Below are 25,986 nucleotides of genomic sequence, written 5' to 3'. Positions count from 1 at the left end.
AGGCGCACTCCATGAGCATCGCGGGACCGGCTGCAGCATGTCTGTCCCAATGCCGGTCGTCGCGAGGGAGGAAACGGCGGAAGGCGCGAAGTTGTTCCGATTATTCCAAGGCTTAGGTTAAAATGATACCTCGATATAGCGGGTGGCGGCAGGGGATGCGCCTTGCCCCGCGTGCGCCGGTTCCGCGCCATGGCCGGGAGCGGGCGAAGTCGTGGCCTTTCCGGCCATGTATATCCGGGGGCGCTGGCCGGATATGCAATCCACCCGCAGGCCCTCCACGGTGCATGGGGCCACGACCACGGCGCCGACGGCCATGCGCTGCTTCGCTTCGGCGGCATGGACGCTTCCGGTTGAGCCAAGTGCAAGCATGGCCAGAGCCGTGGCGGATTTCATCGGGCTGTGGGTGGGCATGTCGTTCCTTCCTCCCTATAGACGACCGGGCAGGTCGTCCATTTAGCCTGTATCGACATTCAGCCCTGGCAGCCTGCAAATAGCGCCTGTTCGCGCTTCCGGCGCTGCCCATGCCTTAAATACGCGCCATTCAGGGATGCACGTCACTCATTGGAGGATCACGAAAAACCGGCATTTTCGGCTCGTCCTCTTCTGAATGTCGATACGGGCCGCCGGCGATCTTCGGGGCCGCATGCGCAGCGGCCTTGCAAAGGGAAGGCAGGCGGGGCATTGCACGGCGTCACCGCGCAATGGACGCCATGCTGGTTTACGTCGCGATTGATCTTGAAATGCGACAGGAACGGCATGGATCGCAACGACGCCTCGCCAAAGCGGCCCCACCGCCAGCGGCCGCCCGGCCATGAGCCGCAGGGCAGGCCGGCCGGGATCATCGGACAAGGGCAATCCCCCGCCGCCCGGCGAGGCCGCCCGCCGATAGAAATGGTGGATGTCGCGGACATTCCCGGCGGCGGCCAGCTGCACCTGCTCAAATGCGGCAAGGAATATTCCATCCAGTTCGGTCGCGACGAGTTGATGGGCAGTCAGGACCATGTTTCGGAAATGGCGCTGGCCACGCTGACGAGCGAGCGTCTCGACAGGAAGGACGGTCATGTCCTGGTGGGGGGACTGGGCATGGGCTTCACGCTGGACGCCGTGCTGGGTTCCTGGACCTGCGACGCGCTCGTGACGGTCGCGGAACTGGTGCCGCAGATACTGGTGTGGGCCAAGGGGCCGCTGGCGCATCTGTTCAGGGACAATCTCGCGGACCCGCGCGTCAGCGTTCGGGTCGTCGACGTCTATGACATCATCATGGAGGGGCCGGATCGTTTCGACGCCATCTTGCTGGATGTCGACAACGGTCCGGACGGTTTCATCACGTCGCGCAACGACCGGCTCTATTCGCATGCCGGACTCTCCGCCGCCTATGACGCCTTGCGGCCGGGCGGGCTGTTGTCCGTCTGGTCCTCCTATTCCGACGATTGCTTCGCGGGGCGGCTGGAGGAATCGGGTTTCGACGTCGATGAGATCGTCCTGCCGGCCTATATCGGCAGCACGGAACGCTGGCACAATATCTGGTTTGCCGCCAAGCCGGGCCCGGCCATCCGGAAAGCAGCCGCTTCGCGCTGAAAGCGGCTCAGTCGTCCTATTTTCCGCCGGATTTATTCTACCGTCGTTCGCCCAGCATATAATATTGGTGCATGCAGGGACAAATATTGGGCTGTATTCCACTATCGATGGCGTGATGTCGCCTCTTCCTCTTCCCGGCGCAGAACGGAGATGATCTTGGCGTAGGCCCTTGCCTGCTCTTCATGCCTCGTCCGCTCCACCGGGCAGATGGCCAGATCGGCATGATTCAATTCGGCCTTTCTGCGACGGTCGAGATAATCGAACTGGCTCATGACTATTTCCATCGTGCCGGCGGCGTCCATTGTCTGGCCATGTGCGACGCTGATCGCGTGACGCTGCCCTCGATCAGCCTGTCCTTCATCAGGACGCGGAAGGCGTCCGCGTCCCGCGGATCGAGCAGGACGACCCGCGCCCCGCCCGACACCAGTTCCTCCAGCGCGGATATGCGGAAGGCATGCTTCGTGCACATCGTCTTGATGCTGTCCGGCGTGGCGCGGACGTTGACGACCCTGCTCATGCCGCGCCGCCCTCCACGTTGAAGGGAAAGGGGTTGAAGGGCGTCGAACCGTCCGCCCGCCTGGAACGATAGGGATGGGGGTGATGGCGGATTCGCGTCGCATATCCCTGCGCGAGCCGTTCGTGGACGCGGCCGGCCTCCGGACTGTGCGCCGTCCGGGCGCGCAGCAGTTCTTCCTGTTCGCGCTTGAGCAGATAGTTCAGGTCTTCCATGACGAGGCTCCTCGGCTGGCAAGCGGGAGCACGATGGTCTCTCTGTCACGGCGAATGCTTGCGGCAAATTTCGCGCAATAAAGGAACCGTAGCACAAGGGGCCGCTCCCGTCTCGCGCGAAAGTCGTGCAAGTTCCAAAAACTTCTGTTCGGGTCATGCAGAGGATGCTACCAGCAGTCATCGGATTTCCGCTTCGCACGATCCGACAGAGAGACTTGCGTGCTCCCGCGCAGAGGGAGCATGTCGTGCAGGAAGATTGTCTTTCCTTTCAGGTCGCGCCGGTCGTATCGGTCGTCGTGCCGATCCTTCCGGGACGGTGCGTCTTCGGACGGAGCGGCTGATGCCGCGAATATGACGGCGCTGCGGCGCTCCCGTTGTTCCAGACTGTTATCCAAGGCCCCATGACGATCCAGCCCCCATCTCCCCCATCGCTCTCCCGTATCCAGCAGAACTGGCTTGCCGCGAACGAGCGGCGGTTGCTTGGCTGGCTGTGCGGCCGGATGCCCGCTTGGGTCACGCCGGACCGGTTGACGGCGACTGGAATGGTCGGCGCGCTGATGATATTCGCCGGCTATGCCGCCAGCAACGTCGCGCCGGCCTGGCTGCTGTTGGCGATTGCGGGCTATGCGGTGCAGTGGTTCGGTGACTCCATGGACGGCAGCCTGGCGCGCTATCGGCGGATCGAGCGACCGTCCTACGGTTATTTCATCGATCATAGCTGCGATGGGCTGGCGACGCTGCTCATCCTTGCCGGGATCGGCCTCAGCCCGTTCGTGACGATGGATGTCGCGCTGATCGCGCTGGCGGGTTATCTGCTGCTGTCGATCCATGCCTTTCTGTCCGCGCGGGTATTGGGGGAATTGAAGCTTTCCTATCTTTCCGCCGGGCCGACCGAACTCAGGCTGCTGCTGATCGGACTGACGGTCATGATGATGGTGCTGGGGTCCGGTCCGGGTCTGTTCGGGCGCTGGTCGGGCTTCGACCTCTTCGTCGGGACGGCCGGTTCGATCCTGATCCTTCTTTTCATCGGCCAGACCCTGGTCACGGGCAGAAGGCTCGCTCTGGCGGAAACGGCGCATCGCCATGCTTCCAAATGAGGCGGCGGCGCCCCGGATCGGTGCGGGGGCGCTCATCATCGGGAGACAGTCATGACCGTGCGCCTCGCCCATTTCGCCATAGAGGCCGACGGCGAAAGCTATCGGTTGCGCCTGACGCTGGAGGACGGTTCGATCCTGGTGGTCGGGGCGTCCTTCGATCAGCTCGACCGATTGGGCGAGGAGATAGACCGGCGTCTGGACGCCGACCAGGACCTGTTGCCGCCCGATCTCTGAAGCAGCCGATCATCGGCATCTGCCCTAGGGCAGAAGCGATTTCAGCGCGCTGCGCAAGCGGTCGGGCCTGAACGGCTTCACCAGGCGCGGCACGTCCGCGAAGCGGGCGGGGATGGTCCATCCGTCATAGCCCGTGGCGAAGGCGAAGGGGATGCGCTGTTCCACCAGCGCGTCGGCGACGGGAAACGCCATGTCGCCGCACAGATTGACGTCGAGCACGGCCAGGTCGATCCGCGTTCCGGACCCGATCAGGGATAGCGCGTCCGCGACGCGCGGCACCGGCCCCAGGATCACGGCATTGTCCTGTTCCAGGGCCTCGGCAATATCGGCGGCGATGAGATATTCATCCTCTGCGATCAATATGCGGCAATCCTGCAGCGCAGCTTCCGTCATCTTACACCGCCTTCACTATCCTCAGAGGGGACGCGCACGTCGATCGTGCAATGAACGCCGTCGGTTTCCACGGCGTAGCTGGTTTGCGCATTGAGCTGATAGGGCAAGGCGCGTTCGATCAGTTCCCGACCATAGCCGCCGCCCTTCGGCTCCGCACCGGGGGCGGGCAGTTCGGACACGCCGCGCTCGCGCCAGTCGACGAACAGCCGGCATTCGCCCGGCGCGGGCCTGCGGATGTCCCAGCGGACCTCCAGCCGGCCGGCGGGTTGCGACAGCGCGCCATATTTCACCGCGTTGGTCGCCAGTTCGTGCAGGGCGAGCGCGAGCGTCTGAACCGTCGCCGATTTCAGCGATATGCCGGCCGGCCCGGTAAGCGTCACATGCTCTCCCCTGCCGTCTGCATCCAGCGGGACATGGGCGGACAGTTCCTCGCGCAGCAGCGCGTCGAACGTGACCCGCAGCCCGCCCTTGCGACGGGATAGCAGTCCCTGGACGCGGGCCAGCGCATCGAATCGGTCCCCGATGCACTGGGCGAAATGATCGAGCGAATGGCTGCCCTTCAGCGTGCGCGCCGTGACCGACTGGACCACCGCCATCAGGTTGCGCGTGCGGTGCTGAAGTTCCCCCACCAGCACTTCCTGATGCGCCTGCAACTGGACGATGTCGTCGACATCGGTCGACGTTCCCAGCCATTCGAGCAAGCTGCTCTCGCTGGAGCGCACGGGCACGCCGCGGGTACGGAAATGGCGGTAGCGCCGGTCCTGCGCGTTGAATATCCGTCCTTCGATCTCCAGGCTGCCGGTCTGTTGCGCCCGGGTCCATGCCGCCATGGCATGGTCCCGGTCGTCGGGATGGAGCATCTCCAGCCAGCCGAGCGACCGGCTGGCCTTCTCGCTCTGGCCGGTGAAGGCGCTCCATTGCGGGCTGGACCAGGTCCACTGGCCGCTGTCCACGGCGCGCCAGACGAGCTGGGGCATGCCCTCGATCAGCGTGCGGAACCGCAACTCGCTGCGTTGAAGCGCCTCCATGGCGGTGCGCTGCTCATGCATGTCGGTGGCGGCGGCGAACCAGGCGAGGATCGTGCCGTTCGCGTCGCGCATCGGTTCGGCGCGGATCAGGAACCAGCGATAATCGCCCTGCGCGTCGCGAATGCGATGCTGCTCCTGATAGACGGTGCCCGCCGCCATCGCCTGCGCCCAGGCCGCGAGGGAGGAGGCGCGGTCCAGCGGATGCAGCGCATTGGCCCAGCCTTCTTCCTTCAGTTCCTCCTCATCCCAGCCGGTATAGTCGCACCAGCGCTGGTTGAACCAGTTGGCATGGCCGGTGGCGTCGCTGCGCCAGAGGAGGTCGGGCACGAGGTCCGCGATCGTGCGCAGGGAGTCCTCGGTCGCGCGCAACGTGTCGTTGATCTCCTGGATCTGGCGAGTGCGTTCCTCGACGCGGCTGTCCAGTTCGTGATTGGCCTGTTGCAGGCTGCTGTTGGCGACCTCCAGTTCCTCCGTCAGGACCTGCAATTCCTCGAAGGCGACGCGCAGCTCCTCTTTGGCCTGCCCCTGTTCGACGGACGGCAGGGAAGGGGGCGCCGGCGGCGGCGCCGAGCGGGCGGCCTGAAGGTCCTGCGACAATTGGGTCACGCGGCGGCTCAGCCGGTCGCGATCCTCCATCAGGCGCGCATTCTCCTCCAGCGAGGATTCGAGGGACGTGCGCAACTGTTCGACCTCGTCGAGCAGCCTGGCGCTGATCTGCCCCGGAGCTTCAGCCTTGTTGCCCATGATTTTCCCTGTTGCGTCACCCTGATAACGCGCCCGCGGGGGAATTGGGTCTAAAATAAGTTGGTTCCGTCTGAACCTTTTTGTCGGCACGCTTCGTTGCCTCCCTGGAGAAGCGCAGCATGCCCAGCAGGGACATTATCGTGATCGGGGCATCGGCCGGGGGAGTGGATGCCCTGCGCCGGCTCTGTGCCGCGCTGCCCGCCGATCTTCGCGCCTCGCTGTTCATCGCCCAGCATCTTTCGCCTTCGGCGCGCAGCGTGCTGCCGCAATTGCTCGACAGGGCCGGGCCCTTGCCTGCTCTGTCCCCGGTGGACGGACAGGCGATCGAGCCGGGGCGCATCTATGTGTGCGCGCCCGACATGCATCTGCTGCTGCGTCCCGGCAGGATATTGATGCGGCGCGGTCCCTATGAGAACCGCACGCGGCCGGCGGTGAACGCCCTGTTCCGATCGGCGGCGATCCATTATGGCGGGCGCGTGACCGGCATCGTGCTGACCGGCCTGCTGGACGACGGGACCGATGGGCTGATCGCGGTCAAGGCGGCCGGCGGGCTTTCGGTCGTGCAGGACCCCGCCGACGCGGAATGGCCGTCCATGCCGTGCAATGCGCTGAAGCGCGATCATGTCGACCATGCGCTTGCCCTGGACCATATGCCCGACCTGCTCGCGCGGCTGGTGCGGGAGGAAGCGGGGCCGACCATACCCCTGCCCGAGGAATATCTGATCGAGGACCTCATTGCCGCACAGGAGTTTGCCGTGGCCGAACCGCAGATCGTCACGCCGGGTGAGCCCAGCCACCTGTCCTGCCCCGATTGCGGGGGCGTGCTGAACCATATCGAGACCGAGGATGAAGTCCGCTTCCGCTGCCAGGTCGGCCATGCCTTCACGCCGCTGGGACTGGCGGCGGCGCAGAATGACGAACTGGAGCGGGCGCTGGCGATTGCGGTGCGGACGCATCGGGATCGCATCCGGCTGTTCGCACAGATGCAGGACAGTGCGGAGAAACGGGGCCTGGCGCATGCGGTCCGGCGCTGGACGGAAGCTTCGCGGGAAAGCGGGCATATGATCGAGGTGCTGGAAGAGGCGATGACGAGCCTGCGCAAGGCGTCGAACGAAGCGGAGGGTTGAGCCCGTCCGGCGGCCGGCCGTAATGGAGCAGCAGCGCGCTCATCTCTGCAAGGGGGCAGACATGGTCCACCGGCGCGCAGGCGATGGCCCGTTGCGGCATGGAAGGAGCGACCGCCTCCGCCGGGTCCTGCACGATCGCGATGCCGCCGCCCTGCTTGATCGCCAGCAGACCCGCCGAACCGTCCTGCAGCTTCCCGGTCAGCACGATGCCGACGACGCGCGGGCCGTAGGCGGCGGCGGAGGATCGGAACAGCGGGTCGATGGCGGGCCTGCTGAAATTCTCCTTGTCGCCATGGGCCAGCCTGACGCGGCCGCCCTCCACCGTCATGTGCAGGTCGGGCGGGGCGACATAGATATGCCCGGCTAGTATCTCCTCGCCATCGGCGGGCTGGCCGGCGGGCAGCTTGCCAGCGCGGTTCAATATGTCCGCGAGCCGGCTGACGCCGGTGCCGACATGCAGTACGATGAGCATGGCCGCGTCCATCCCGGCGGGAAGCTGCGCCACCAGCCGGACGAGCGCATCGACGCCGCCAGTGGAGGCGCCGACGACGATGATGTCATGGCCGGCCATGTGCCGCCTTTCTATTCGAGCGCGGCGGACAGTTCGCGCTCGCTCCTGTCATATACCATGGCGACGAGGATGGGCGGCGTTTCTTCGGAAAAATATTGCAGGCGCAGGTCGACGGGCAGACTGCCGCCTTCGCCGAACCGCATCGCCGTCTGGAGGGGCAGCTCCGGCAGTTCGCCGCCCAGCAGCGGGGCGAGGATGGCGTGCAGGTCGTCGGCGGATATGTCCGGCAGCAGGTCGGGCAGGGCCATGCGCGAAAGCTGGTGGGCGTTGAAGCCCAGCTTCTTCTGCGCGCTGTCGTTCACCAGCAGGAAGCGCAGATTATCGGGGTCCAGAAAGTAGATCTGATTGGCCGCGCCGCCCAGCACGCGGCCAAGATAACGGGTGTAATCCTCGCTGTTGCGTTCGTCGGTAATGTCCTGGAAGACGAGCACCAGCCCGTGATTTGCGCCGATTTCGTCCATCAGGCCGGTAATGCGTATCCGGCAGATGATGCGGCGTCCGCGTCGGTCCAGCCCCTCGAGCTGGCGCTCGGTCTGCTCCTCCGACCCCGACTGGACCGCGATCATGCTGTCGCGCAACTGTTGGACGGGCAGGCCGATGTCCAGCCTGTCGAAACTGGTGCCGAGCACCTCCTCCGCGCGCAGGCCCCAGCTGTTTTCGCTCCAGCGGTTCCAGCTCTGGATGAAATGGCGCGGGTCGAGCACGACGATGCCCGCATTCATCGAGCGCAGCACCGATTCCAGATGGAGGCGGTACCCCGCGGCCTGTTCGGCCTGTATGCGCAGTTCCTCGTTGACCGACTCCATTTCCTCATTGGAGGAGCGGGCTTCCTCGTTCAGCGTTTCCAGTTCCTCATTGGTGGACTGGAGTTCCTCATTGGTGGTCTCCAGCTCCTCATTGGTGGACTGAAGCTCCTCATTTGTGGTTTCCAGCTCTTCATTGGCGGACTGGAGTTCCTCGATCGACTGTTCGAGATTTTCCTGCGCCGCCTCCAGTTCCCGCCGCAAGCCGTGAATGCCGGTATGGTCGTGGAAGGCGAGCAGGATGGCATGCACGCTGCCGTCCGCGCGCTGGAGCGGGCGGACGTCGATGGTGAGCCGCATCACCTCCGTCTGGTTGAGCCGATATTCCTGGTCCTCCAGCCGCAGGCCCCTGCGGCCGCGGAACGCCTCATCTATGGGGCCGCGCAATTCTATGGGACGGTAGGAAATGGGCAGGTCCTGGAACGGCCGGCCAAGATCGGCCTCGCCCACGCCCAGCAGGTTGCGGGCCGGTAGATTGGCGAGCGCCACCGCGCCGCTGTCGTCGATCACCAGCAGGGCGGTGCCGACCTCGTCGATCACGGCTTCCAGCAGGTGGACGTCGGGCAGGGGCATGTCGAGCCGGGTCGGGCGGTTGGCGGTGAAGCTGCCGTTCAGGGGGCGGCGCCATTCCTGGGGCACCTTGGCGAAGATGCGGTGCTTCATGTCGACGGGCCGGAACAGCGAGGATCGCGCAAGCTGCGTTTCCGCCTTGCCCAGGAACAGGAAACCGTCGGGGTTCAGCGCATAATGCAGGCGCGGCAGCACGATCGACTGGGTTTCGGCCTCCAGATAGATCAGCAGGTTGCGGCAGGTGAGCAGGTCGATGCGCGAGATGGGCGCGTCATGCACGACATTGTGGCGGCCGAAGATCACGCATTTGCGCAATTCCCGCTCGAACACATAATGATTGCTGGTACGCTCGAAATATTTTTCGAGCAGATGGCCGGGCACGCTCTCGACCTCCCGGGGCGAATAGGTGGCGACCCGCGCCACCTTCAGCGCTTCCTCGTCCAGATCTGTCGCATATATCTTCACGCGCCGGCAGAAGTCGGCCATGCCCATCGCCTCGGCCAGCAGCATGGCGATGGAATAGGGTTCCTCGCCGCTGGCGCAGCCCACGCTCCAGACCCGGATCGCGCGGTCGTCCTCCGCATTTTTGAGGATTTCCGGGATCACCTCGTCGCGGATCACGTTCCACGCATCCTCGTCGCGGAAGAAGGAGGTGACGTTGATCAGGACGGTGTTCAGCAGTTCCTCATATTCGCTGGGCTGCGCCTCCAGGCAGGTACGGTAGGCGGCGAAATCCTCCGCGCCGACCGCCTCCATCCGCAGGGAGATGCGCCGCCGCAGGCTGGTGCGCTTGTAGCCGCGGAAGTCCAGTCCCCGACTCTCCTGAATGTGGCGCAGCAGGGCTTCGAACTCGGGATCGGGGGCAGCTCTTTCGACCATTGAACTCTTTCGGCTCCGCAACAGGATTGCCCTTGCTATGCCCGAATGGCGCCGCCGTCCATGCCGCTTGCTTGCAAAGCCGAAATATCAACGGGTTGCCGGGCCGCAACAGGGTCAATCGTCCGTTTCAGCGACGCCGTTGCGATTGTCGTCCTCGCCCACCTTGCGGCCGCCCAGATGGCCGGTGCCGTGATAGCCGATCTCCGTCTGCCCGCCATGGCCCATGCGGCTGCCGAAGTCGTTTTTCGATTTCCTGCGCCCGTGCGGATAGGGGGCGCCGGCGCTTTCCCCGCCGGGACTCGCGGCGGACATGTCGAGATCGCTGACCCCGTCCGGATGGGCGCGCCTGCCGCCTTCCTGCCGCGGCTGCATGCGCCTGTCTTCGCCGTCGCTGTCGCCGTCGTCGTGGGTGGACGCCATGTCCGCGCCGCCCGCCTCGACGAAGGCGGTGCCGGATATGTCCTCCACCTCCGCCTTCACGCCTGTGATCCGGCGCCGCCTTGGACCTTTTCCAGCCGGTTCGTCGGCGGCGCGTTCGCCGCGCCAGCCCTGTTCGGGCGGCGCCGCGTCGTCCCTGATGGGCGATCCTTGCCCTTGCAGAAATGCATTGCGGTCGTTCATCGCGCGTCTTCCTGAAAATATCCGCTTTCCAAAGCAACGCATCGGGTGGAGGGGCGATCCGCGCGGGACGATAAACTGGATCAGCTTCGGACGGTCTTTTCCATGGCGCGGCGTTCGCCACCGGAAGCGCAGCCGGAGCCCGGATGCCGGTCCTTCATCGGAAATCCTGCCGGGTGGGGACGGAAGTTTCCAGGCTTCTGCTTCCGATACTTTCATGATACGGGCCGCCATGATTGTCGATCCGGAATGGTTCTGGATCGCAGTCGAAGTTTTCCGGCGGAAATATCGTAGATCGGTTCGCTGTAAACTGCATTAGCGTTCCATCGCGGATCGCGGAACGCTTGCTCCCGGTGAGGCTTAACTGTCCTTGTTCGATGTGGGAGCAATCATGAGCAGGGTAAATAGAAGCGCCAGGGCAACGGCAAGATTGCTCGTCGGTGCGGCCATAGAGGCGGCGGGGATCGCGGCCCTGTGCATCCTGCTTCATGTCTGGCTGACCGGCGCGCCGCTTCGGCGGGAGGCGGTCATGGCGGCGGTGCTGGGCGCCGGAGCGATGGTTCTGATCGCCGGGGGTGTGCTGGCCTGCGTCCGCCATATCCTGCACGGCGAATTCAAACCCGGCGGGGCCAGCGCCCGCACCCATCATCCCGACATATTTTCATCCGGCGGCGGAGTCTGAGGAGACCATTCCATGTTCATGCATAACAAGCGGCTTCAATATACGGTCAGGGTTTCGGAAACCAATCCTGCGCTCGCTTCGCTTCTTCTGGAACAATTTGGCGGACCGGACGGAGAACTGGCGGCGGCCATGCGCTATTTCACCCAGGGCCTTGCCGAGGACGATCCCGGCCGGAAGGACATGCTGCTGGACATTGCGACCGAGGAACTCAGTCACCTGGAAGTGATCGGATCGATCGTCGCCATGCTGAACAAGGGCGCGAAGTCGGCCTTGACCGAAGCGTCGATGGAGGAGGCGGAACTCTACATGTCGCTGAATGCGGGCGGCAACAGCCATACCCAGTCGATCCTCTATGGCGGCGGGCCTTCGCTCACCAACAGTTCGGGCGTTCCATGGACGGCCGCCTATGTCGACAGCCGCGGCGACCCGACCTGCGACCTGCGGTCCAACATCGCGGCGGAAAGCAGGGCCAAGATCATCTACGAACGGCTGATCAACATCACCGACGATCCGGGCGTCAAGGATGCGCTGGGTTTCCTGATGACGCGGGAGGTTTCGCACCAGAAGAGCTTCGAGAAGGCGCTCTATTCGATCAAGGACAATTTCCCCGCCGGCAAGCTGCCCGGCCTTGCTCCCTATGCCAACCTCTATGTCAACGCCTCCCAGGGGGAGGGCGATGCGGTCGGCCCCTGGAATACGGGCGAGCAATGGGAACGGCTGGACGATGTCGAGGGCAAGCTGCCGGTCGATGGCGGCGACGGCCAGGCCTCGGTCACGCTCCGCGAGCAGGAGATGCAGGATTTCGCGGCCATGACCGGCCGGCTGCAGTCCGATCCCAACGCCAATCCGGTGACAGGCGCGGACCTGGGCGGCGGGCCAGGCGCGGGCAAGTTGAGCGACGAGGATCTGGGCGGGGCGAGCGACATGGCCGACGCCCGGTCGCAGGCCGCCGCCAAGAGCCCCCTCCCGTCCGACGGGGAGTGAGATGGACCAGGACACCGTCCGGCACATGTTCATCGTCGGTCTGCGCGACGCCCATGCCGTCGAGCATCAGGCGCTGGGCATCATGGACCGGCAGATCGAGCATCTCGCCCAATATACCGAGGTCGAGGCGCGGCTTCGCAGCCACAGGGGCGAAACCGAACGCCAGATAGAACGGCTGGAGGGCATATTGGACGCGCTGGGCGACAGTCCGTCGGCCATCAAGGACGCGGCGCTGAAGTTCGGGGGAAGCGTTGCTGCGCTGTCCCACGCGCTGGCGCCGGACGAGGTCATCAAGAACAGCCTCGCCAACTATGCGTTCGAAAATTATGAGGCGGCGGCCTACAAGGCCCTGATCGCCATGGCCAAGGCGGGCGGGTTCGAAGCGGCCATTCCCGTGCTGGAGGAAAGCCTGCGCGAAGAACTGGCGATGGCCACCTTCCTGGACGAGATGCTGCCCAGGGTGATCGACAGGTTCCTCGCGCTGCGCAGCCGGGGAGAGCAGGCCAGCCATTGAGCATCGACCTGTCGCCGGTTCTGGCCGGCACGATTGCAAGCCTGCTGGCAGGCGCGGCGACCGGCTTGGGCGGATTGCCCATATTGGGCATCGGCCGGTCGGCGGCGCGCTGTCAGGGCGTGATGCTGGGATTTGCGGCGGGCGTGATGCTCGCCGCTTCCTTCTTCTCTCTGATCGTGCCCGCCATCGGTATATTGGACCGGCAGGGCATCGGCTCCTGGCCGGCGGCGGCCATGATTGCCGTGGCGGTACTGGTCGGCGGGGCGCTGCTGCTGGTCCTCGGTCGCTTTTCCGTCGAGCGTTTCACCAGCGAGGAGGGGCTGGACCGGACGGGCCATCGCATTTGGCTGCTGGTCGCGGCGATCACGCTGCATAACGCGCCGGAGGGGCTGGCGGTCGGCGTCAGCTTCGCGCGGGATGCGGGGGGAGAGGGCTATGCCACGGCCCTGGGCATCGGAATCCAGAACATACCCGAAGGTTTCGCCGTGGGCAGCGCGTTGGCGTTGCGCTATCCGCCGTTCCTGGCCTTTGCCGGGGCGCTGGCATCGGGACTGGTGGAACCGGTGTTCGGCGCGCTGGGCGCGACGCTGGTGCATCGCTTCGCCATGCTGTTGCCGATCGCCCTGTGCCTTGCGGCGGGGGCGATGATCAGCGTCGTGATGAGCCAGATCGCCCCTGAACTTGGCGAGGACGGGCATGCCGCCCAGGGAAGCCTGCTGATCGGCCTTGCGGTGATGACCTGCCTCGACGTCGCGCTCGGTTGAGGGCGTTCAGCGGCCCGGCGACCGCAGCGTGAGCGCTGCGGGATAGAGAAGCGCCATGCCGCAAACGGCCAGCAGGACGATGAGCATCAGCATGGCCATGGACGCCCCGACCCGGCGACGACGCAGCGCGACGAGGATGCCGGTCAATCCCGCCAGCGCGACCGCCGCGACGATGGCTATGATGATCATGCCGCCTGCCTGCCCGACTTGATCATGCCGGGAATCGGGTGTTTCGCGACCAGCCTGCGCCGTCGTTCATCCTTGTTGATCATGCTGCGCCTTGCCATGCTGTTTTGTCGAAAATCTTCCGATGAAGAAGCGCCGATGAAGGAAGATGTCACCAACACAGATGAATCCGGAGGCGATTTCTTCCCCATTTCATGGGTTGCGCTAACATAGGAAAGGACGTGTTTCTGCGTTCCGGCAAAGGCGATTCCGCGCTAAGATGGATCAGCGTCCATTCCGATGCGGTCGGGGCGGTTCCGCTCTACTCTTCTCCTCATCGTCCGGCTCGCCCGTGATCATCCGCAGGCCGCCCCCTCTTACCGATGCGCCGCTCCTGCCATTGAACGGGGCGGATGGAAGGACATGATGGCCCGCGAACCGACCAGCGCAACCCGGAATTTCGCTCATCCCATAGCAGGAGAGGAGCCGACGCCCGGCGACACCGCCATCCACAATTACACGATCAATTTCGGACCGCAGCATCCGTCGGCCCATGGCGTGCTTCGACTGGTGCTGGAACTGGATGGGGAAGTGGTGGAGCGGGTCGACCCGCATCTCGGCCTGCTGCATCGCGGCACGGAAAAGCTGATAGAATATAAGACCTATTTGCAGGCGCTCCCCTATTTCGATCGCCTCGACTATGTATCTCCCCTTTGTCAGGAGCATAGCTTCGTTCTGGCGATAGAGAAGCTGCTCAATCTGGAAGTTCCCATGCGCGGCCAATATCTGCGGGTATTGTTCGCGGAAATGACGCGGATCAAGAATCATTTGCTCTCCGTGGGCGCACATATCATGGATGTCGGGGCGATGACCCCCAATCTCTGGCTGCTTGAGCTTCGGGAACAGCTCATGGGCTTTTACGAGCGGGCATCGGGCGCGCGGATGCATGCGGCCTGGTTCCGGCCGGGCGGGGTGCGCGTGGACGTGCCGGAAAAGCTGCTCGACGACATAGGGGCATGGCTGGACCATTATTCCACCATGTTCGAAGATGCCGTCGGCCTTGCCATCGACAACCCGATCTTCAAGGCGCGCAATGTCGACATCAGCGCGGTTTCAAAGGAGGATGCGCTGCGCTGGGGCTTTTCAGGGCCGATGCTGCGCGCCTGCGGCGTACCGTGGGACTTGCGCCGGAGCCAGCCCTATGACGTCTATGACCGGATGGATTTCGACATACCGGTGGGCAGCCGGGGCGATTGCTACGACCGGCTGCTGGTGCGCGTGGAGGAGGTGCGGCAATCCGCCCGCATCATGCGCCAGTGCCTGAACGTCATGCCCGGCGGACGCGTGTCGAGCGACAACAACAAGGTGGTGCCGCCGCGACGGGCCGAGATGAAGCGGTCGATGGAAGCGCTCATCCATCATTTCAAACTCTACAGCGAGGGTTTCCACGTTCCGGCCGGGGAAGTCTATGTCGCGACCGAAAGCCCCAAGGGAGAATTCGGCGTCTATCTGGTCGCCGACGGCACGGACGCCCCCTATCGCTGCAAGATCAGGCCGACCGGGTTCAGCCATCTTCAGGCGATGGATTTCCTGACGCGCGGCCATATGCTGGCCGATGTGACGGCGATATTGGGATCGCTGGACATCGTGTTCGGAGAGATCGACCGCTAGAGCCAATCGACATTCAGCCCTGACGGCCTGCAAATGACGCTTTTCCGTGCTTCCGGTGCTCACCTACTTTGAGTAGGCTGCGCTCCGGGTCACGGAAAACCACCATTTTCGGCTCGTCATCATCTGAATGTCGATTGGCTCTAGGCGGGAACCGGCCGGTTCAGCCGCGCAGTTCGCCCTCTTCCGACAGGGCGGCGATGACGCGGGCGGCCTTGGCCACGCCCTCCGCCCTGCACTGTTCGCGCGCCTCCGACGCGATGCTCTGCGCGTCCTGGGTGGTGATCAGGCCCTTTTCCACCAACCTGCCGACCAGCGCGGCCACCCATTGGACGCCGGCGGTGGCGATGTCTCCGTCGGTCAGGGCTTCATCCTCGATCGTCATGGTGTCTCTCTCCTCTTCAGCTCATGTGCGTCGTCGTCAGAACCGACGGATAGACCAGGATGACGGAGGCGGCCGCCAATATGAGGATCGCCGCCGCGAGCGCGCCGCCCCGGCTCAACCGGCCCCTGTGCAGACCGTAGAGCACGACGCCCAGAAGCGCGGCCGCCACGAGGACGATGATCGCCGTCAAACCTGTCACCGACATGGCCGTCTCCGATCGCGATGTGTCGCGCTCCATCGTCAGGATGGCGGCGCACGGGATGGGGGAAAGCCTCTATACGCGGCCCGTCGGCAGGGGGTTCCCGGGTCGGCGGATGGCCGCGCCGCAAAAGGGGAAAAGCGCGCCCGCGCTAACATAGGGTTATCGCACGGACGCTGCCCTTCGGCCTGCCGGGCGTTGTCGCCGCAGCAGCCCCGCAGAAGGAGAACCTCATGCTCTGTCCCAGCATGCCCCGCCCCATATCGACCGCCCTGATCCTGATGGCGTCCTCCGCCCTGCTTTGCGCCTGCAGCCCCGCCGCGCAGAATGAGAATGGCAGGGTGCCCGGCGGAACGAACCAGCAGGAGGCGATCAATGCCGCTGGCGACATGGGTGGCGCGAACGCCATGCCCGGCATCGGCGCTCCGGGCGCGGCCGGCAATGGAACGCAGCCATGACCGGCGGCCGTTCGTTCCGGCCGGGACTGCCCGCCTGCCTCGCCATGCTGGCCCTTTCCGCCTGCAACCAGACCGATGGCGCGTCCGAACGGGGACCGGCCAATGGCAGCGCCACGGTGGCCAAGCATTATGAAGGGCCGAAGCCCGAGGGCGTCTCCCGCCCTGACGAGGCGGTGACCACCACCTTCTACATTCCGCAGGCCGCGATCGGCGACATGTATGAGATAGAGGCGGGCAAGATCGCCATGGTGCGTGCCCGCGCGCCCGAGGTGAAGGCCTTTGCGCGGAAGATGGTCTCCGACCACCAGAAGAGCAGCGAGCGGCTCAGGCGCTTCGTTGCGGACAATCCGGTCAACATCGCCATCCCGCAGAATATCGATGCGCGCCGCCGGGCGATGCTGGGGGCCCTCAACGGTTCGGGCGACCGGGAATTCGACAGCGTCTATGTCGGCCAGCAGGCGGCGGCGCATCTGGAGGCCTTCAACCTGCAGAGCAGCTATGCCCGGCGGGGCGATTATCCCGCGTTGAAGAAGATGGCCGGGGAGATGGTCCCGGTGATCGCGGCGCATCGCAGGGAGGCGGAGGCGCTGGACGCCAGCTTCGGTCCGACCGCCAGGCCGGTTCCGGCCGGGCAATGACCTGCGGAAATGCCCGGATGGCACGGCCGGAATGCCGAGGGCAATCGCCTGTTTCTACCGGCGCGAACTGGATTCCGACCGGCGCCGCTGTACCCCCGGCGCCGGAAACGCAAAAGCATTCATTTGCAGGCCGTCAGGGCTGAATGTCGGTTGGCTCTAGCGGTCGCCCTTTCCGCTGGCCGTTTTCCCGTCTTCCTTCTTCTTGCCGGAACTGGCGCTGCCGCTGCCGCGCGCGTTATTGCCGCCGCCGCGGCCCGTGCCGGTGCTTCCATGAGCGCCATCGCCGCCCTTCTTTGTGACCGCGCCCGGATTTCCGCCTGCACCTTTTTGCGCCATTCCTGCCTCCTGATATGATCGAAGGATCAACGGAGCGGCGCTTGCGGCGTTCCGGACGCCGGCCCCTTTCATGCGCTGGCGCTAACCCAGATGAACGACTTCGGGAAAGACCGTCTGGGGCTTATCGCGCCCGCCTAGCAGGCCGTCCGCCGAAGGGGCATGGTCATGCAATGGATGCCGCCTCCACAGGCGGCGAATTGCGACACGTCCAGCGCGACGCCTTGAAATCCCGCCGCGCTGATCCGGGCGGCGACGTCGTCATGCCCTGCGCCCATCAGGATCGTCCGGCTGTCGATGGAGAGGATATTGCAGCCCAGGCCACGCGCCTCCTTGTAGGAAACGGGCAGCAGCGTGATGCCGCGCGCCTCGACGGCTGCGAGGAAGGCATCGTCGAGAACGTCGACGCAGGCCAGTGCATGATGGGCGTCGAGCATGCAGAATTGCGTGTCTAAATGGAGGAAATGCGGATCGAAGGGGTAGCGGAGAATGTCCCAGCCATTGGCGGCAAAGGGCTCCGCAAAGGCATGGGCGCCCGCCTCGTCCGTCCGCTCGCCGGATATGCCCAGGATCAGCAGCCCGCGCCGCGCCAGGCAGATGTCGCCGCCCTCGATCCTGCCTTCGCGGATGCGCCGGACGGGGCGGGCGCCCAGGCGGGACAAGGCCTGCGCCACATGGTCCGCTTCCCGCGCGCGGTGCGGCATGGCGGGATTCAACGCGACAAGGCCCCAGGGCGTCGCCACGCCCGTATCGCGGGTGAAGCAGAGGTCCGGCAGATCGGCATGCGCCGGCAAAAGATGGCACCGCACCTGATGATCGGCCAATGCCCCGCGCAGGGCGCGATGTTGCCGTTCGGCCTTGTCGACCGAAACCGCCAGTCCCTTGCGCAGGCTTTCGCGCGTCACCGAACAGCAGGGAACCGGCTCCAGATGGGAAGGCGCGCAAAGCAGCACGTCGGTCAGCCTGTCGCTTTCCCCTTCCACGAAAAAATCGCGGATGATGGTGGCGCCTGCTCCGCCGTCTTCGCCGTGCCAGTCCAGTTTCATGCCTGCGCTCCGTGCCGCCTTGCTTCCTTCGCGTTCAACGCATCCGCCTTGCGACTGTATCCCGGCAATCTTCCCGCGACTGTCGAAGCATTGCGCCGCTCCTGCCCGGAAAATCGACGGCTTACGGGCACTATCATAAGTTAATGTCGGCGGTTCGGTTCGCACCTATTCTTTGCAATGGGGGCCATATTGTCGCAGGCGCAAAATAATGGATCGAATTTTCACCAACATCGCCACCAGCAGTGCACGCCTCATGGGACAGCCCCAGGCCTTCATCATATCCACCTTGCTGATCCTCCTCTGGGCTGTGTCAGGGCCCTTTCTCCATTTCTCCGATACCTGGCAGTTGATCGTGAACACCGCCACGACGGTGCTGACCTTCCTCGCCGTCTTCCTGATCCAGAACAGCCAGAACCGCGACGGCGCGGCCATGCAGGCGAAACTGGACGAGATCATCCGGGCCCTGGACAGGGCGCGCGTGGAATTTGTCGGCATCGAACATCTGACGGATGCGCAGATCGCCGCCATCCGCGACGCGCTGGAACGCGACATCAAGGACAAATCGGGCCGCGAAGGGTCGGCCGCCCCCACGGTCGAACGCTTGCTCAAGCGGTATTGAGCGCCGCTATTGGCTGAGACGGCTCAGCCTGAACCGGATCTCTATCGTCAGGCCGGCATCCTTCCACAACCGGACGAGGGTGCCGCCCGTTCCCCTGAGCGACGCCTGCTCCAGCGCCGTTCCGAAGCCTTCGCGATCCGGCGCCCGGTCCAGGGTGGGGCCGCCGCATTCCACCCACTGGATGAGCGCATCGTCATCCTGGATGCTGACGGTGACGTCCAACCGGCCGTCCGGCGTCGAGAGCGCGCCATATTTGGCGGCATTGGTCGCCAATTCGTGCAGCAGCAGCGCAACCGACGTCAACGCGCCACCGCCGATGGTCAGGTCCGTGCCCTTCACGAATATGCGCTTGCGCTCATCCGCCAGTTCATGGGGGGCGACGATGGCCTCCAGCAGCGAGAACAGGGTCGTGGCGGTTCCCGCCGTCCCCTCATTGTCCACATCGGGCAAGGTAAGCTGGTGCGCGGCGGCGAGCGCCATCAGCCGCGCCGTCAGATCGCGCGTCAGTTCCCCGACATCCTTCGCTCCGCGCGCACTCAGCGCCACCAGCCCGGTGGCCAGCGCGAAGAGGTTCTTGACGCGGTGGCGCATCTCCTTGAGCAGCAGGGTCTGTTGCGCGGCTGCGCGTTTCTGCGCCGTGATGTCGCGCGCGATCTTGGATGCCCCCAATATCTGCCCAGCCGCGTTGCGGACGGGGGAAACCGTCAGCGATATTGCGATGAGCGTGCCGTCCTTGCGCCGGCGAACCGTCTCGAAATGATCGATCCGCTCTCCCGCCCTCAGGCGCGCGAGGATATGATCTTCCTCATGCAGGCGGTCTTCGGGAATGACGATCGTCACCGGCCTGCCGATCGCTTCCTCGGCGGAATAGCCGAACAGGCGGCTGGCGCCCCCGTTCCATGTCGTGATGATGCCGTCCAGCGTCTTGCTCAGAATGGCGTCGTCGGAATTTTCAACGATGGCGGCCAGCCAGGCGCCGGCATCGATCTCTGATTTTCCGTCCGAACCGCCTGCCGCCCTGGCTGTAGCTGGTATATCCGACAATCCTGCTTCCTTGCGTGCCCCCATTCAGGGGCGATGGCGTTGACTGGCCGCTTATAATGGCGCCCGGCCTCCATGCACTAAAGCAGGTTAAGCTCTCCGCCCTGGAGTGCCTGTGATGCGGGTGAGGCGGGTGGCCTTCAGCCTGTGAAATGGCCGTGCGGCTTTGCGTGGCCATGGGTTCGGAGGTAGCGATCGTCCAGTTCCGCGATCAGCGCATCCGCCTTCTCCCCGCCTTGCAGTTTCAGCAGCGCGTCGATCTTGGCCTCCATCCGATCATCATTCTCCTTCGACGCGGGGGAGCCGACATAGAGGAAATAGGCAAGGCCGACGACCTGCCAGATCAGTTGCAGAAATTCCGATTGCCAGTTCTCGAAAGTGTCGCGGCCCATTTCCACGGCATATTGCGCGAATTCGGCGGCCTGCCCATGTTGTCGCGCGTCGTCCACATAGGCGAGCCATCCGAACGCCCAGTGACCGACGATGGAAACCAGGAAGAATATCGCCGTGATCCATCCATAGGCATATCGTTTCATGAAGGCCGCTTCCCTGCATCATCTTCCACGTGGAAGATGAAACGCCCGGCAAGGGATTGGGATCACTAACATAAGTTGGCCTTTGCGCCTTTTGTCTCATGCGGTCGGGCCGGAAGGAATCCGGGGGGCGGGAGAGATGCTAACCCAGGTCATCGCCATGCGCGTTTCGGGGCGGCATTCCGGAACAGCCTGCCACGCCGAAGCGATATGGGTCGTCTTCCCGAGCCGGAGAGCGCCGTCATGCCCCACCCCGCCGATCCGCCCGCCGCGCCGCCGGTCACGTCCACCCCCCGCTTCACCGGGCGATCCGCCCTGATCACCGGGGCGGGACGCGGCATCGGGCGGGCCTTCGCCGTGGCGCTGGCGCGGGAAGGGTGCAGGCTGGTGATCTGCGACATTTGCGAGGGCTTGCCCGAAGGCACGCCCTATCCCCGGACATCCCGCGCCGACCTGACGGAGACCCAGCGCATCTGCGAAACGCTGGGTGCGGAGGTGGTCTGGAAGGTCGGCGATGCAGGCGATCCGGCCTTGGCGCGCGAACTGGTGGCGCTGGCCGAGCGGCACTTCGGCGGGCTGGATTTCCTGATCGCCAATGCCGCCCTGACGATCGAGGGCGAGATCGTCGACCTTACCCCGGAGATATTCGAGACGGTGGTCCGCAACAATCTGCTGGGGGTGTTCAACATCCTCTCGCCTGCGCTGCGCAGCATGCGCCAAGCCGGGCGCGGGCGCGTGATCGTCGTCGCTTCGGGCGATGCGCGCCATGCCGAGCCCAACGCCGCCCCCTATGTGGCGTCCAAATGGGGGCTGATCGGCCTTGCCAAGGTCGCCGCGCTGGAGGTGGCGAAGGCCGGCATCACCGTGAACGCGATCCTGCCGGGGCCTGTCGACACGCCGATGATGTCCAGCGAGCAACGCTTCCGTCAGGTGGTCCCCGACAAGGAAAATCCGACGCGCGACGATTATCTGGAGGCGCGCAGGGATGCGACGCCGATGGGCTATGCCTGGGTCAAGCCGGAGGACATTGCGGCCGGCGCGCTTTTCCTGCTGAGCGACGAGGCGCGCTTCGTCAGCGGCGGAACATTGAGCATCGACGCGGCCGACAGCGCCAACTGGACCTGATGCGCAGCGGCGAGCCCATCGTAGGATGGCCCGGCCCTGACGGCGTGCCGCCGCAGGTGGAGGCGGCGGCGGAAAGGCCCGCTTCGCCCTGGCGGCCGATCGGGATGATCCTGTGCGCGGTGTTCCTGTTTTCCATTTCGGACGTCTTTGCCAAGGGGCTGGGCAAGACGCTTCCCGGATTTCAGGTCGCCTGGCTGCGCTATCTGCTTTTCTTCATGCTTGCCGCCATGCTGGCCGTGCGGGCGGGCAGCGTGCCGTGGCGCAGTCGCCAACCGGGGTTGCAATCGCTGCGCGCCTTGTGCCTGTTGCTTTCCGCCAGCCTCTTCCTGCTGGGCCTGGGGCGGTTGCCGGTCGCGGAGGCGACGGCCATATCTTTCGCGACGCCCGCCTTCGTGACGATGCTGTCCGTCCCCCTGCTGGGCGAGGTCGTGCGGCGAAGGCGCTGGACCGCCATGTTGCTGGGTCTGGCCGGCGTGCTGATCGTCGTCCGGCCGGGGGCGGGCGCCTTCGCGCCCTCCGCCCTCCTGCCATTGGGTTCCGCGCTATGCGGCGCGCTGGGCATCGTCGTGACACGCCGGATCGGGGACCGTGATCCGCTGTCGATCACATTGTTCTGGTCGTCGGGTCTGGGACTGCTGGTCCTGACTTCGGGCAGCCCCTTGTGGTTCACGGCCATGGACCGGGGGGAGGTGGCGGCCGCGGCGCTGATGGGCCTGCTCTATGCCGCCGCGCAATTGCTGCTGATCCTGGCCTACCGGCGGTGCGAGGCGTCGTTCCTGGCGCCCTTCTCCTATGCGCAGGTGCTGTTCGCCACGCTGGTCGGCTATCTGGCCTTCGGCGCCCTGCCGGACGGCGTTTCGCTGCTGGGCATTGCCCTGGTGGCGGCGGGCGGAGCCTATACGCTGCGGCGGGAAGGATTTCTCGGCCGGTTGCGGCTGCGGGGCGGGCGCCTGCTGCGGCGGCCGGGCTATGCCGGCAGGATCTGAGCGCGATCCTTGCCCTGTTCCGCGATCAGCCGCATCGGCCTTCCCCGCACCCAGAGGCGATCGACGGCGATGGAGGACCAGCCAGATGGCAGCGTCACGGGGCGGTGGGGCCATGCCTCCGGACTGTCGCCGCTGATGCGGAGGCCGGGCAGTCCCAACAGCATCGTCATCAGCATGCCGCCGATATTGGCGAGGAAGGGGCCGGCGGGCACGGCCGAGTCCGGATGGTCGACGCGATATTCCAGGCATTGGTGGAACCGTCCCGCATCATAGGCGGCATAGCCCTCCTCGAACAGGTCGAGCGCCAGCTTCCGGTCGCCCGCCATGGCCGCCCAGGCGGGATAGAAGGCGGCCAGCATGGGCGATCCCACATAATCGCGCCAGCGGGACAGGAAGAAGTCCAGCGTCGCCTGCCGCTCCCTTTCGCCTGCGGGATAGTCCATCGGGAACAGGCCCGCCAGCGGACTGGGCGTGGCGCCCTTGTCCTCGTCGATGCGGAAGTCTTCATGCGCGGGGATGACCCCGTCGCTCCGGCGCGGCAGGTAGAGCGCGTCCAGCATGTCCTGCCAGGCCGCCGGGATGTCGGCGCCGATGCCGGCGCCGATCCGGATCGCGCGCTTCAGCAGGTCGGCGGCCGTCATCAGGGTGAAGCTGTCATTGTCCGGCGGATCCGGCACTTCGGCGGGGCCGGTGGCGCAGGGCAGCTCTGCGCCGCGCTGGGTGCGTCGCAGCCTCCCGGTCAGCCAGTCGGCAACGCCGGCGATGATCGGCCAACCCCGGTCCCGCAGGTAGCGCAGATCGCCCGTGCAATCGGCGTCCAGGGAAAAGGCGCGGGCGACGTGGAGGGACAGGTGGGCGGCGAAGGCTGCTGCCGGGCCATCGTCCGGAGCGGCCTCCTCCCCGCTCAGGGGCGCGGCCTGCCACGGGAAGCGCATGCCCGGCTTCCCATCCAGCCGGGCATAGCGCCGGGCAGCCTCGACATGGCGCGCCCGGAAGTCGATCAGGCTGCGGGCGGCGCCAGGTTGCAGGAGCAGAAGGGGAGGCACGCAAAAGGCGTCGATGTCCCACATCACATGGCCGTAATAATAATGATAGCCCGGCCAATGGGCGAGGCCGAACATGGATGTCGCGGCGGGTGAAGAGCGGTGGGCCGAGGCGTTGAGATAGTAGAAGCCGGCGTCGATCAGTTGCTGATGCCGGGGTTCCGCGCCTTGCGCAACGATGCGGCCCTTCCAGATTTCCGCCCAGCTTTCCCGATTGAGGGCGCGCAGACGCGCCAGCCCGCGCCGCGCGCCTAGGCTGGCGCGTCTGACCGCCTCCTCCCTTGGCCGGTGATGCACGATGGAGGGGATGAGGGCGGCGATCTGATGCAGTTCCACCGGCTGGCCGGCCCTCAGGTCGACGCGATATTCGGCGACCAGAGGGCCGGAGCCGAATTTCGGCGCGATCATGCTGTCGTCCGTCAGCGAGCAGCGGCTGTGGAAGGCAATGCCGCAATGGCTGAGATCGCCCTCGGGCACCCAGAGCAGCGACCCTTCGCCCCCGCCGGCGGAGGGGCCGCCGGTGCGCCTTTCGGCCATGCGTCCCTGCGCCGGGCGGGAATCGACCAGCGTGCGCAGCCGGATCGAGCAGGCCTGCCCGGCGGTGATGCGGCTTTCCTGCAGGACCAGCGAGCAGTCGCTGCGGCTGGCGAAAGTCGTGACCTCCACGGTCAGCGCCACGTCCCCGATGCGGAAGAGAAACTGGCTGAACAGTTCCCCTGTGCCGAAGTCATAGCTCTGCAGAAGGTCTTCGGCGGCCCAGGGCTGGTCCGACAGCCATGCCTCCCCAATCGCGATGTCGGCGGCGAGCGGATAGGGAATGGGCACCGCCGCTTCGATCCCCTTGTCCGGATCGGGACCGACGACGCCGTTCAGGATCGCGGAACCCGCCAGCAGGGGGATTTCCCGCACCCGAAGGCCGATCATGCCGTTGCCGACATAGGCCGGCAGGTCGCTGCCGCGGGCGCCGCGACAGGGCGGCGGATTGAGGGGGGCGGAGGTCATCTCCCCGCCCCGGTCATCGCACCTGTCGCGTGGGCACCGGCGGCGCATGGTGAAACGCCATGTCGTCCGGCTCTATGGTGGTGGGGGACCCTTGGTCGTCGGCAGGCGGATCGGGGGGTATGCGCGGCTTGCCGGGAGACAGCGGCAACATCTTCCCGGTCTTTCGGTCCAGCGCGCGCGCCACGATGATGTCCGCCACCGTGGCGCCCATGACGAAGGCCATCGGCCCCCAGAGCGGGCGGCGCCGGCTGGCCAGGGCGAGCGCCGCAAGATCGAGGGCATCGCCCGCCACGCGGTTCCAGACCCGCGTGGAATGCGCCGGCGCCGCAAGGATGCCTGCGCCGGCCAGCAGCTCGCGCGCTCCGAACAGCCTTATCGTCGCACGGGCGGCGGCATGGTCCTGTCCCAGCCGCCTCGCAATGGCGCGTGGTCGTGCGACTTCCGCCAGTCCCAGACCGATGGAGAAAAGACCGAGTCCAAGGCTCCAGCTCTTCGGTGTCATGTGCAGACGGCCTCCTCGGCGGAAGAACGGCGGCTCTCGCGGGCAGGTTCCCCGATGCCGGGGCAAGCCATATAATTCATGTTAGGGCGGTCGCCTTATATTCCGGTGCAATCCTGTTCCCATCCGGAAGAGAAATATATCGGCATCGAAGATCAGGCCCAGACCTTGGCGGAGGATGCGACAGTCGGCATCCGCATCATCCAAGTGGAACACAGTCGCCACATGATTCGTTCTCGTGGCCTCAAGAAACGAATACAGGAGAGTATATGCGTGAGATCAGCTTTTCCATGCGTGCTTTCGCTGCTGCATCGGCCCTGTTCCTGGCAAGCACGCCCGCGCTGGCGGGCGATGAAGAACGCGCGCTTGCGGCGATTGCGCAGGCCCAGGGGAAAATCGACGCTGCGGGCAAGTTGAAGGCCGGCGACTTCGATCCGGCGGTGTTGGCGAAGGCCCAGGCGTCCCTGCGTCTGGCGCAGGAGCATCTCAAGAGCGGCAAGGAACAGGCCGCCATCCGGACGGCGGTGGAAGCGCAGCAATTTGCGGACACCGCAATCGGTGAAAGCCGCCTGCGCGCCGATGCCGACGCCCAGGTGCATGCATCGACGGCCGTGGCCGCGCAACAGGATGCCGCGGCGGCCAATGCGCGCGCCGAAGCCGCCGAGCGCGCAGCGGCTTCCGCGGCAGCAGACGCCCGCGCCGCCCGCGCCGCCGCAGCGGTGCCCGCGCCCGCGACCACCACGGTCACCACGGAAACCGTGAAGACCACCCCCACTGCGACGCGCAAGGCCGCTCCGGTCAAGCGCAAGGTGGTGCAGCGCACGACGAGCCCGGCCCGCGCTTCCGTGGTGGAGAAGACGACCACGACCGTCACCCAGCGCTGACGGCAGACGCCGGACCCCGGACATGGCGGCTTCTTGAGCGGAGCCGC

Annotated in this window: 33 protein-coding genes and 1 pseudogene; 16 read left to right on the top strand and 18 right to left on the bottom strand. The window is 65.6% G+C overall.

What is annotated here, in order from left to right:
- Positions 1 to 117 precede the first annotated feature (117 nt).
- A complete protein-coding gene (locus H5V43_RS08755; RefSeq protein ID WP_128830691.1) occupies positions 118 to 411 on the bottom strand; it encodes a hypothetical protein in 294 nt (97 codons plus the stop codon).
- 480 nt (positions 412 to 891) lie between these two features.
- Between H5V43_RS08755 and H5V43_RS08750 the strand changes: the two genes are divergently transcribed.
- Entirely contained in the window at positions 892 to 1,578 is a 687-nt protein-coding gene (locus H5V43_RS08750) for a spermidine synthase family protein (protein ID WP_373278215.1), read from the top strand.
- Between the two features lie 101 nt (positions 1,579 to 1,679).
- Here the strand turns inward: H5V43_RS08750 and H5V43_RS08745 are convergent, their stop codons facing one another.
- The 3 genes from H5V43_RS08745 to H5V43_RS08735 are packed head-to-tail and all read right to left on the bottom strand — an operon-like array spanning position 1,680 to position 2,307.
- The gene (locus H5V43_RS08745) at positions 1,680 to 1,850 is read right to left on the bottom strand and encodes a hypothetical protein (RefSeq protein WP_162195972.1); all 171 of its coding nucleotides are present in this window, start codon (positions 1,848 to 1,850) and stop codon (positions 1,680 to 1,682) included.
- Between the two features lie 2 nt (positions 1,851 to 1,852).
- Entirely contained in the window at positions 1,853 to 2,095 is a 243-nt protein-coding gene (locus H5V43_RS08740; protein WP_025547548.1) for a hypothetical protein, read from the bottom strand.
- Positions 2,092 to 2,307, bottom strand: coding sequence for a hypothetical protein (locus tag H5V43_RS08735; protein WP_025547547.1), 216 nt, complete (start codon positions 2,305 to 2,307; stop codon positions 2,092 to 2,094). Before H5V43_RS08735 ends, H5V43_RS08740 begins: the two co-directional genes overlap by 4 nt.
- Before the next feature lie 401 nt (positions 2,308 to 2,708).
- On the opposite strand from H5V43_RS08735, the gene H5V43_RS08730 reads away from it, so the two are divergent.
- Both H5V43_RS08730 and H5V43_RS08725 read left to right on the top strand, forming a co-directional pair.
- Positions 2,709 to 3,404: a CDP-alcohol phosphatidyltransferase family protein gene (locus H5V43_RS08730; RefSeq protein WP_025547545.1), complete on the top strand. Its 696-nt coding sequence runs from the start codon at positions 2,709 to 2,711 to the stop codon at positions 3,402 to 3,404.
- A gap of 51 nt (positions 3,405 to 3,455) precedes the next feature.
- Entirely contained in the window at positions 3,456 to 3,638 is a 183-nt protein-coding gene (locus H5V43_RS08725; protein ID WP_025547543.1) for a hypothetical protein, read from the top strand.
- A gap of 24 nt (positions 3,639 to 3,662) precedes the next feature.
- Here H5V43_RS08725 and H5V43_RS08720 read toward each other — a convergent pair whose 3' ends face one another.
- Positions 3,663 to 4,031 carry a response regulator gene (locus H5V43_RS08720; protein WP_044662694.1) on the bottom strand — a complete coding sequence of 123 codons (369 nt, stop codon included), beginning with the start codon at positions 4,029 to 4,031 and terminating at the stop codon, positions 3,663 to 3,665.
- Positions 4,028 to 5,803: a sensor histidine kinase gene (locus tag H5V43_RS08715; RefSeq protein ID WP_025547540.1), complete on the bottom strand. Its 1,776-nt coding sequence runs from the start codon at positions 5,801 to 5,803 to the stop codon at positions 4,028 to 4,030. The genes H5V43_RS08720 and H5V43_RS08715 overlap by 4 nt, the downstream gene beginning before the upstream one ends.
- 119 nt (positions 5,804 to 5,922) lie before the next feature.
- Between H5V43_RS08715 and H5V43_RS23470 the strand changes: the two genes are divergently transcribed.
- Positions 5,923 to 6,930, top strand: a complete 1,008-nt coding sequence (locus H5V43_RS23470) for a chemotaxis protein CheB (protein WP_025547538.1) — start codon at positions 5,923 to 5,925, stop codon at positions 6,928 to 6,930.
- Positions 6,931 to 7,021: 91 nt separating this feature from the next.
- On the opposite strand, the pseudogene H5V43_RS23900 reads toward H5V43_RS23470, so the two are convergent.
- The 3 genes and pseudogenes from H5V43_RS23900 to H5V43_RS08700 all read right to left on the bottom strand — a co-directional run.
- Positions 7,022 to 7,501: pseudogene (locus H5V43_RS23900) on the bottom strand (chemotaxis protein CheB); the annotation flags it as partial.
- Between the two features lie 11 nt (positions 7,502 to 7,512).
- Positions 7,513 to 9,753: a CheR family methyltransferase gene (locus H5V43_RS08705; RefSeq protein ID WP_099185644.1), complete on the bottom strand. Its 2,241-nt coding sequence runs from the start codon at positions 9,751 to 9,753 to the stop codon at positions 7,513 to 7,515.
- A 114-nt stretch (positions 9,754 to 9,867) separates the two neighbouring features.
- Positions 9,868 to 10,374, bottom strand: coding sequence for a hypothetical protein (locus H5V43_RS08700; protein WP_025552045.1), 507 nt, complete (start codon positions 10,372 to 10,374; stop codon positions 9,868 to 9,870).
- 388 nt (positions 10,375 to 10,762) lie between these two features.
- On the opposite strand from H5V43_RS08700, the gene H5V43_RS08695 reads away from it, so the two are divergent.
- Genes H5V43_RS08695 through H5V43_RS08680 form a run of 4 tightly spaced genes read left to right on the top strand, consistent with a single transcriptional unit; the run spans position 10,763 to position 13,315 of the window.
- Complete coding sequence (locus H5V43_RS08695) at positions 10,763 to 11,053, top strand: hypothetical protein (RefSeq protein ID WP_025552046.1); 291 nt, start codon at positions 10,763 to 10,765, stop codon at positions 11,051 to 11,053.
- 12 nt (positions 11,054 to 11,065) lie between these two features.
- Positions 11,066 to 12,037 (top strand): manganese catalase family protein, encoded by a 972-nt coding sequence (locus tag H5V43_RS08690; protein ID WP_025552048.1) that lies wholly within the window; start codon positions 11,066 to 11,068, stop codon positions 12,035 to 12,037.
- A gap of 1 nt (position 12,038) precedes the next feature.
- The gene (locus H5V43_RS08685; RefSeq protein ID WP_025552049.1) at positions 12,039 to 12,551 is read left to right on the top strand and encodes a ferritin-like domain-containing protein; all 513 of its coding nucleotides are present in this window, start codon (positions 12,039 to 12,041) and stop codon (positions 12,549 to 12,551) included.
- Positions 12,548 to 13,315, top strand: coding sequence for a ZIP family metal transporter (locus H5V43_RS08680; protein WP_025552050.1), 768 nt, complete (start codon positions 12,548 to 12,550; stop codon positions 13,313 to 13,315). Before H5V43_RS08685 ends, H5V43_RS08680 begins: the two co-directional genes overlap by 4 nt.
- A 6-nt stretch (positions 13,316 to 13,321) precedes the next feature.
- Here H5V43_RS08680 and H5V43_RS08675 read toward each other — a convergent pair whose 3' ends face one another.
- On the bottom strand, positions 13,322 to 13,504 hold the full coding sequence (locus tag H5V43_RS08675; RefSeq protein ID WP_025552051.1) for a hypothetical protein: 183 nt from the start codon (positions 13,502 to 13,504) through the stop codon (positions 13,322 to 13,324).
- An 18-nt stretch (positions 13,505 to 13,522) separates the two neighbouring features.
- Between H5V43_RS08675 and H5V43_RS08670 the strand changes: the two genes are divergently transcribed.
- Positions 13,523 to 13,714, top strand: a complete 192-nt coding sequence (locus H5V43_RS08670; protein WP_128830887.1) for a hypothetical protein — start codon at positions 13,523 to 13,525, stop codon at positions 13,712 to 13,714.
- Positions 13,715 to 13,906: 192 nt separating this feature from the next.
- Positions 13,907 to 15,151 (top strand): NADH-quinone oxidoreductase subunit D, encoded by a 1,245-nt coding sequence (locus H5V43_RS08665; protein WP_099185968.1) that lies wholly within the window; start codon positions 13,907 to 13,909, stop codon positions 15,149 to 15,151.
- A gap of 160 nt (positions 15,152 to 15,311) precedes the next feature.
- On the opposite strand, the gene H5V43_RS08660 is transcribed toward H5V43_RS08665, so the two are convergent.
- A complete protein-coding gene (locus H5V43_RS08660) occupies positions 15,312 to 15,533 on the bottom strand; it encodes a hypothetical protein (RefSeq protein ID WP_025550130.1) in 222 nt (73 codons plus the stop codon).
- Between the two features lie 16 nt (positions 15,534 to 15,549).
- Entirely contained in the window at positions 15,550 to 15,738 is a 189-nt protein-coding gene (locus H5V43_RS08655) for a hypothetical protein (protein ID WP_025550129.1), read from the bottom strand.
- A 227-nt stretch (positions 15,739 to 15,965) separates the two neighbouring features.
- Here H5V43_RS08655 and H5V43_RS08650 point away from each other — a divergent pair, with 227 nt between their 5' ends.
- Together H5V43_RS08650 and H5V43_RS08645 are read left to right on the top strand one after the other, a co-directional pair.
- Complete coding sequence (locus tag H5V43_RS08650) at positions 15,966 to 16,190, top strand: hypothetical protein (protein WP_025550128.1); 225 nt, start codon at positions 15,966 to 15,968, stop codon at positions 16,188 to 16,190.
- Positions 16,187 to 16,828, top strand: coding sequence for a DUF4142 domain-containing protein (locus tag H5V43_RS08645; protein ID WP_025550127.1), 642 nt, complete (start codon positions 16,187 to 16,189; stop codon positions 16,826 to 16,828). The genes H5V43_RS08650 and H5V43_RS08645 overlap by 4 nt, the downstream gene beginning before the upstream one ends.
- Before the next feature lie 156 nt (positions 16,829 to 16,984).
- Here the strand turns inward: H5V43_RS08645 and H5V43_RS08640 are convergent, their stop codons facing one another.
- Together H5V43_RS08640 and H5V43_RS08635 are read right to left on the bottom strand one after the other, a co-directional pair.
- Positions 16,985 to 17,164 (bottom strand): hypothetical protein, encoded by a 180-nt coding sequence (locus H5V43_RS08640; protein ID WP_025550126.1) that lies wholly within the window; start codon positions 17,162 to 17,164, stop codon positions 16,985 to 16,987.
- Between the two features lie 134 nt (positions 17,165 to 17,298).
- Positions 17,299 to 18,207 carry a dimethylarginine dimethylaminohydrolase family protein gene (locus tag H5V43_RS08635; protein ID WP_099185646.1) on the bottom strand — a complete coding sequence of 303 codons (909 nt, stop codon included), beginning with the start codon at positions 18,205 to 18,207 and terminating at the stop codon, positions 17,299 to 17,301.
- A 208-nt stretch (positions 18,208 to 18,415) separates the two neighbouring features.
- On the opposite strand from H5V43_RS08635, the gene H5V43_RS08630 reads away from it, so the two are divergent.
- On the top strand, positions 18,416 to 18,826 hold the full coding sequence (locus H5V43_RS08630; RefSeq protein ID WP_025550123.1) for a low affinity iron permease family protein: 411 nt from the start codon (positions 18,416 to 18,418) through the stop codon (positions 18,824 to 18,826).
- 6 nt (positions 18,827 to 18,832) lie between these two features.
- Here H5V43_RS08630 and H5V43_RS08625 read toward each other — a convergent pair whose 3' ends face one another.
- Both H5V43_RS08625 and H5V43_RS08620 read right to left on the bottom strand, forming a co-directional pair.
- On the bottom strand, positions 18,833 to 19,870 hold the full coding sequence (locus H5V43_RS08625; protein ID WP_025550122.1) for a PAS domain S-box protein: 1,038 nt from the start codon (positions 19,868 to 19,870) through the stop codon (positions 18,833 to 18,835).
- A 137-nt stretch (positions 19,871 to 20,007) separates the two neighbouring features.
- Positions 20,008 to 20,403, bottom strand: coding sequence for a DUF6766 family protein (locus tag H5V43_RS08620; protein WP_025550121.1), 396 nt, complete (start codon positions 20,401 to 20,403; stop codon positions 20,008 to 20,010).
- Positions 20,404 to 20,643: 240 nt separating this feature from the next.
- Between H5V43_RS08620 and H5V43_RS08615 the strand changes: the two genes are divergently transcribed.
- Together H5V43_RS08615 and H5V43_RS08610 are read left to right on the top strand one after the other, a co-directional pair.
- On the top strand, positions 20,644 to 21,525 hold the full coding sequence (locus H5V43_RS08615; RefSeq protein WP_025550120.1) for an SDR family oxidoreductase: 882 nt from the start codon (positions 20,644 to 20,646) through the stop codon (positions 21,523 to 21,525).
- A complete protein-coding gene (locus H5V43_RS08610; RefSeq protein ID WP_025550119.1) occupies positions 21,525 to 22,511 on the top strand; it encodes a DMT family transporter in 987 nt (328 codons plus the stop codon). The genes H5V43_RS08615 and H5V43_RS08610 overlap by 1 nt, the downstream gene beginning before the upstream one ends.
- Here the strand turns inward: H5V43_RS08610 and H5V43_RS08605 are convergent.
- Both H5V43_RS08605 and H5V43_RS08600 read right to left on the bottom strand, forming a co-directional pair.
- Positions 22,493 to 24,556 (bottom strand): glycoside hydrolase family 65 protein, encoded by a 2,064-nt coding sequence (locus H5V43_RS08605; protein ID WP_099185647.1) that lies wholly within the window; start codon positions 24,554 to 24,556, stop codon positions 22,493 to 22,495. The two genes, H5V43_RS08610 and H5V43_RS08605, sit on opposite strands and share 19 nt — an antisense overlap.
- Positions 24,557 to 24,569: 13 nt before the next feature.
- Positions 24,570 to 25,058 carry a hypothetical protein gene (locus tag H5V43_RS08600; RefSeq protein WP_025550114.1) on the bottom strand — a complete coding sequence of 163 codons (489 nt, stop codon included), beginning with the start codon at positions 25,056 to 25,058 and terminating at the stop codon, positions 24,570 to 24,572.
- A 266-nt stretch (positions 25,059 to 25,324) separates the two neighbouring features.
- On the opposite strand from H5V43_RS08600, the gene H5V43_RS08595 reads away from it, so the two are divergent.
- Entirely contained in the window at positions 25,325 to 25,939 is a 615-nt protein-coding gene (locus H5V43_RS08595; RefSeq protein WP_044662678.1) for a hypothetical protein, read from the top strand.
- Positions 25,940 to 25,986: the final 47 nt, after the last annotated feature.

Origin of the sequence: Sphingobium fuliginis (genome assembly GCF_015074805.1) — a bacterium.
GTDB lineage: Bacteria > Pseudomonadota > Alphaproteobacteria > Sphingomonadales > Sphingomonadaceae > Sphingobium > Sphingobium fuliginis.
This window is presented reverse-complemented; position numbering and strand designations above follow the sequence as displayed.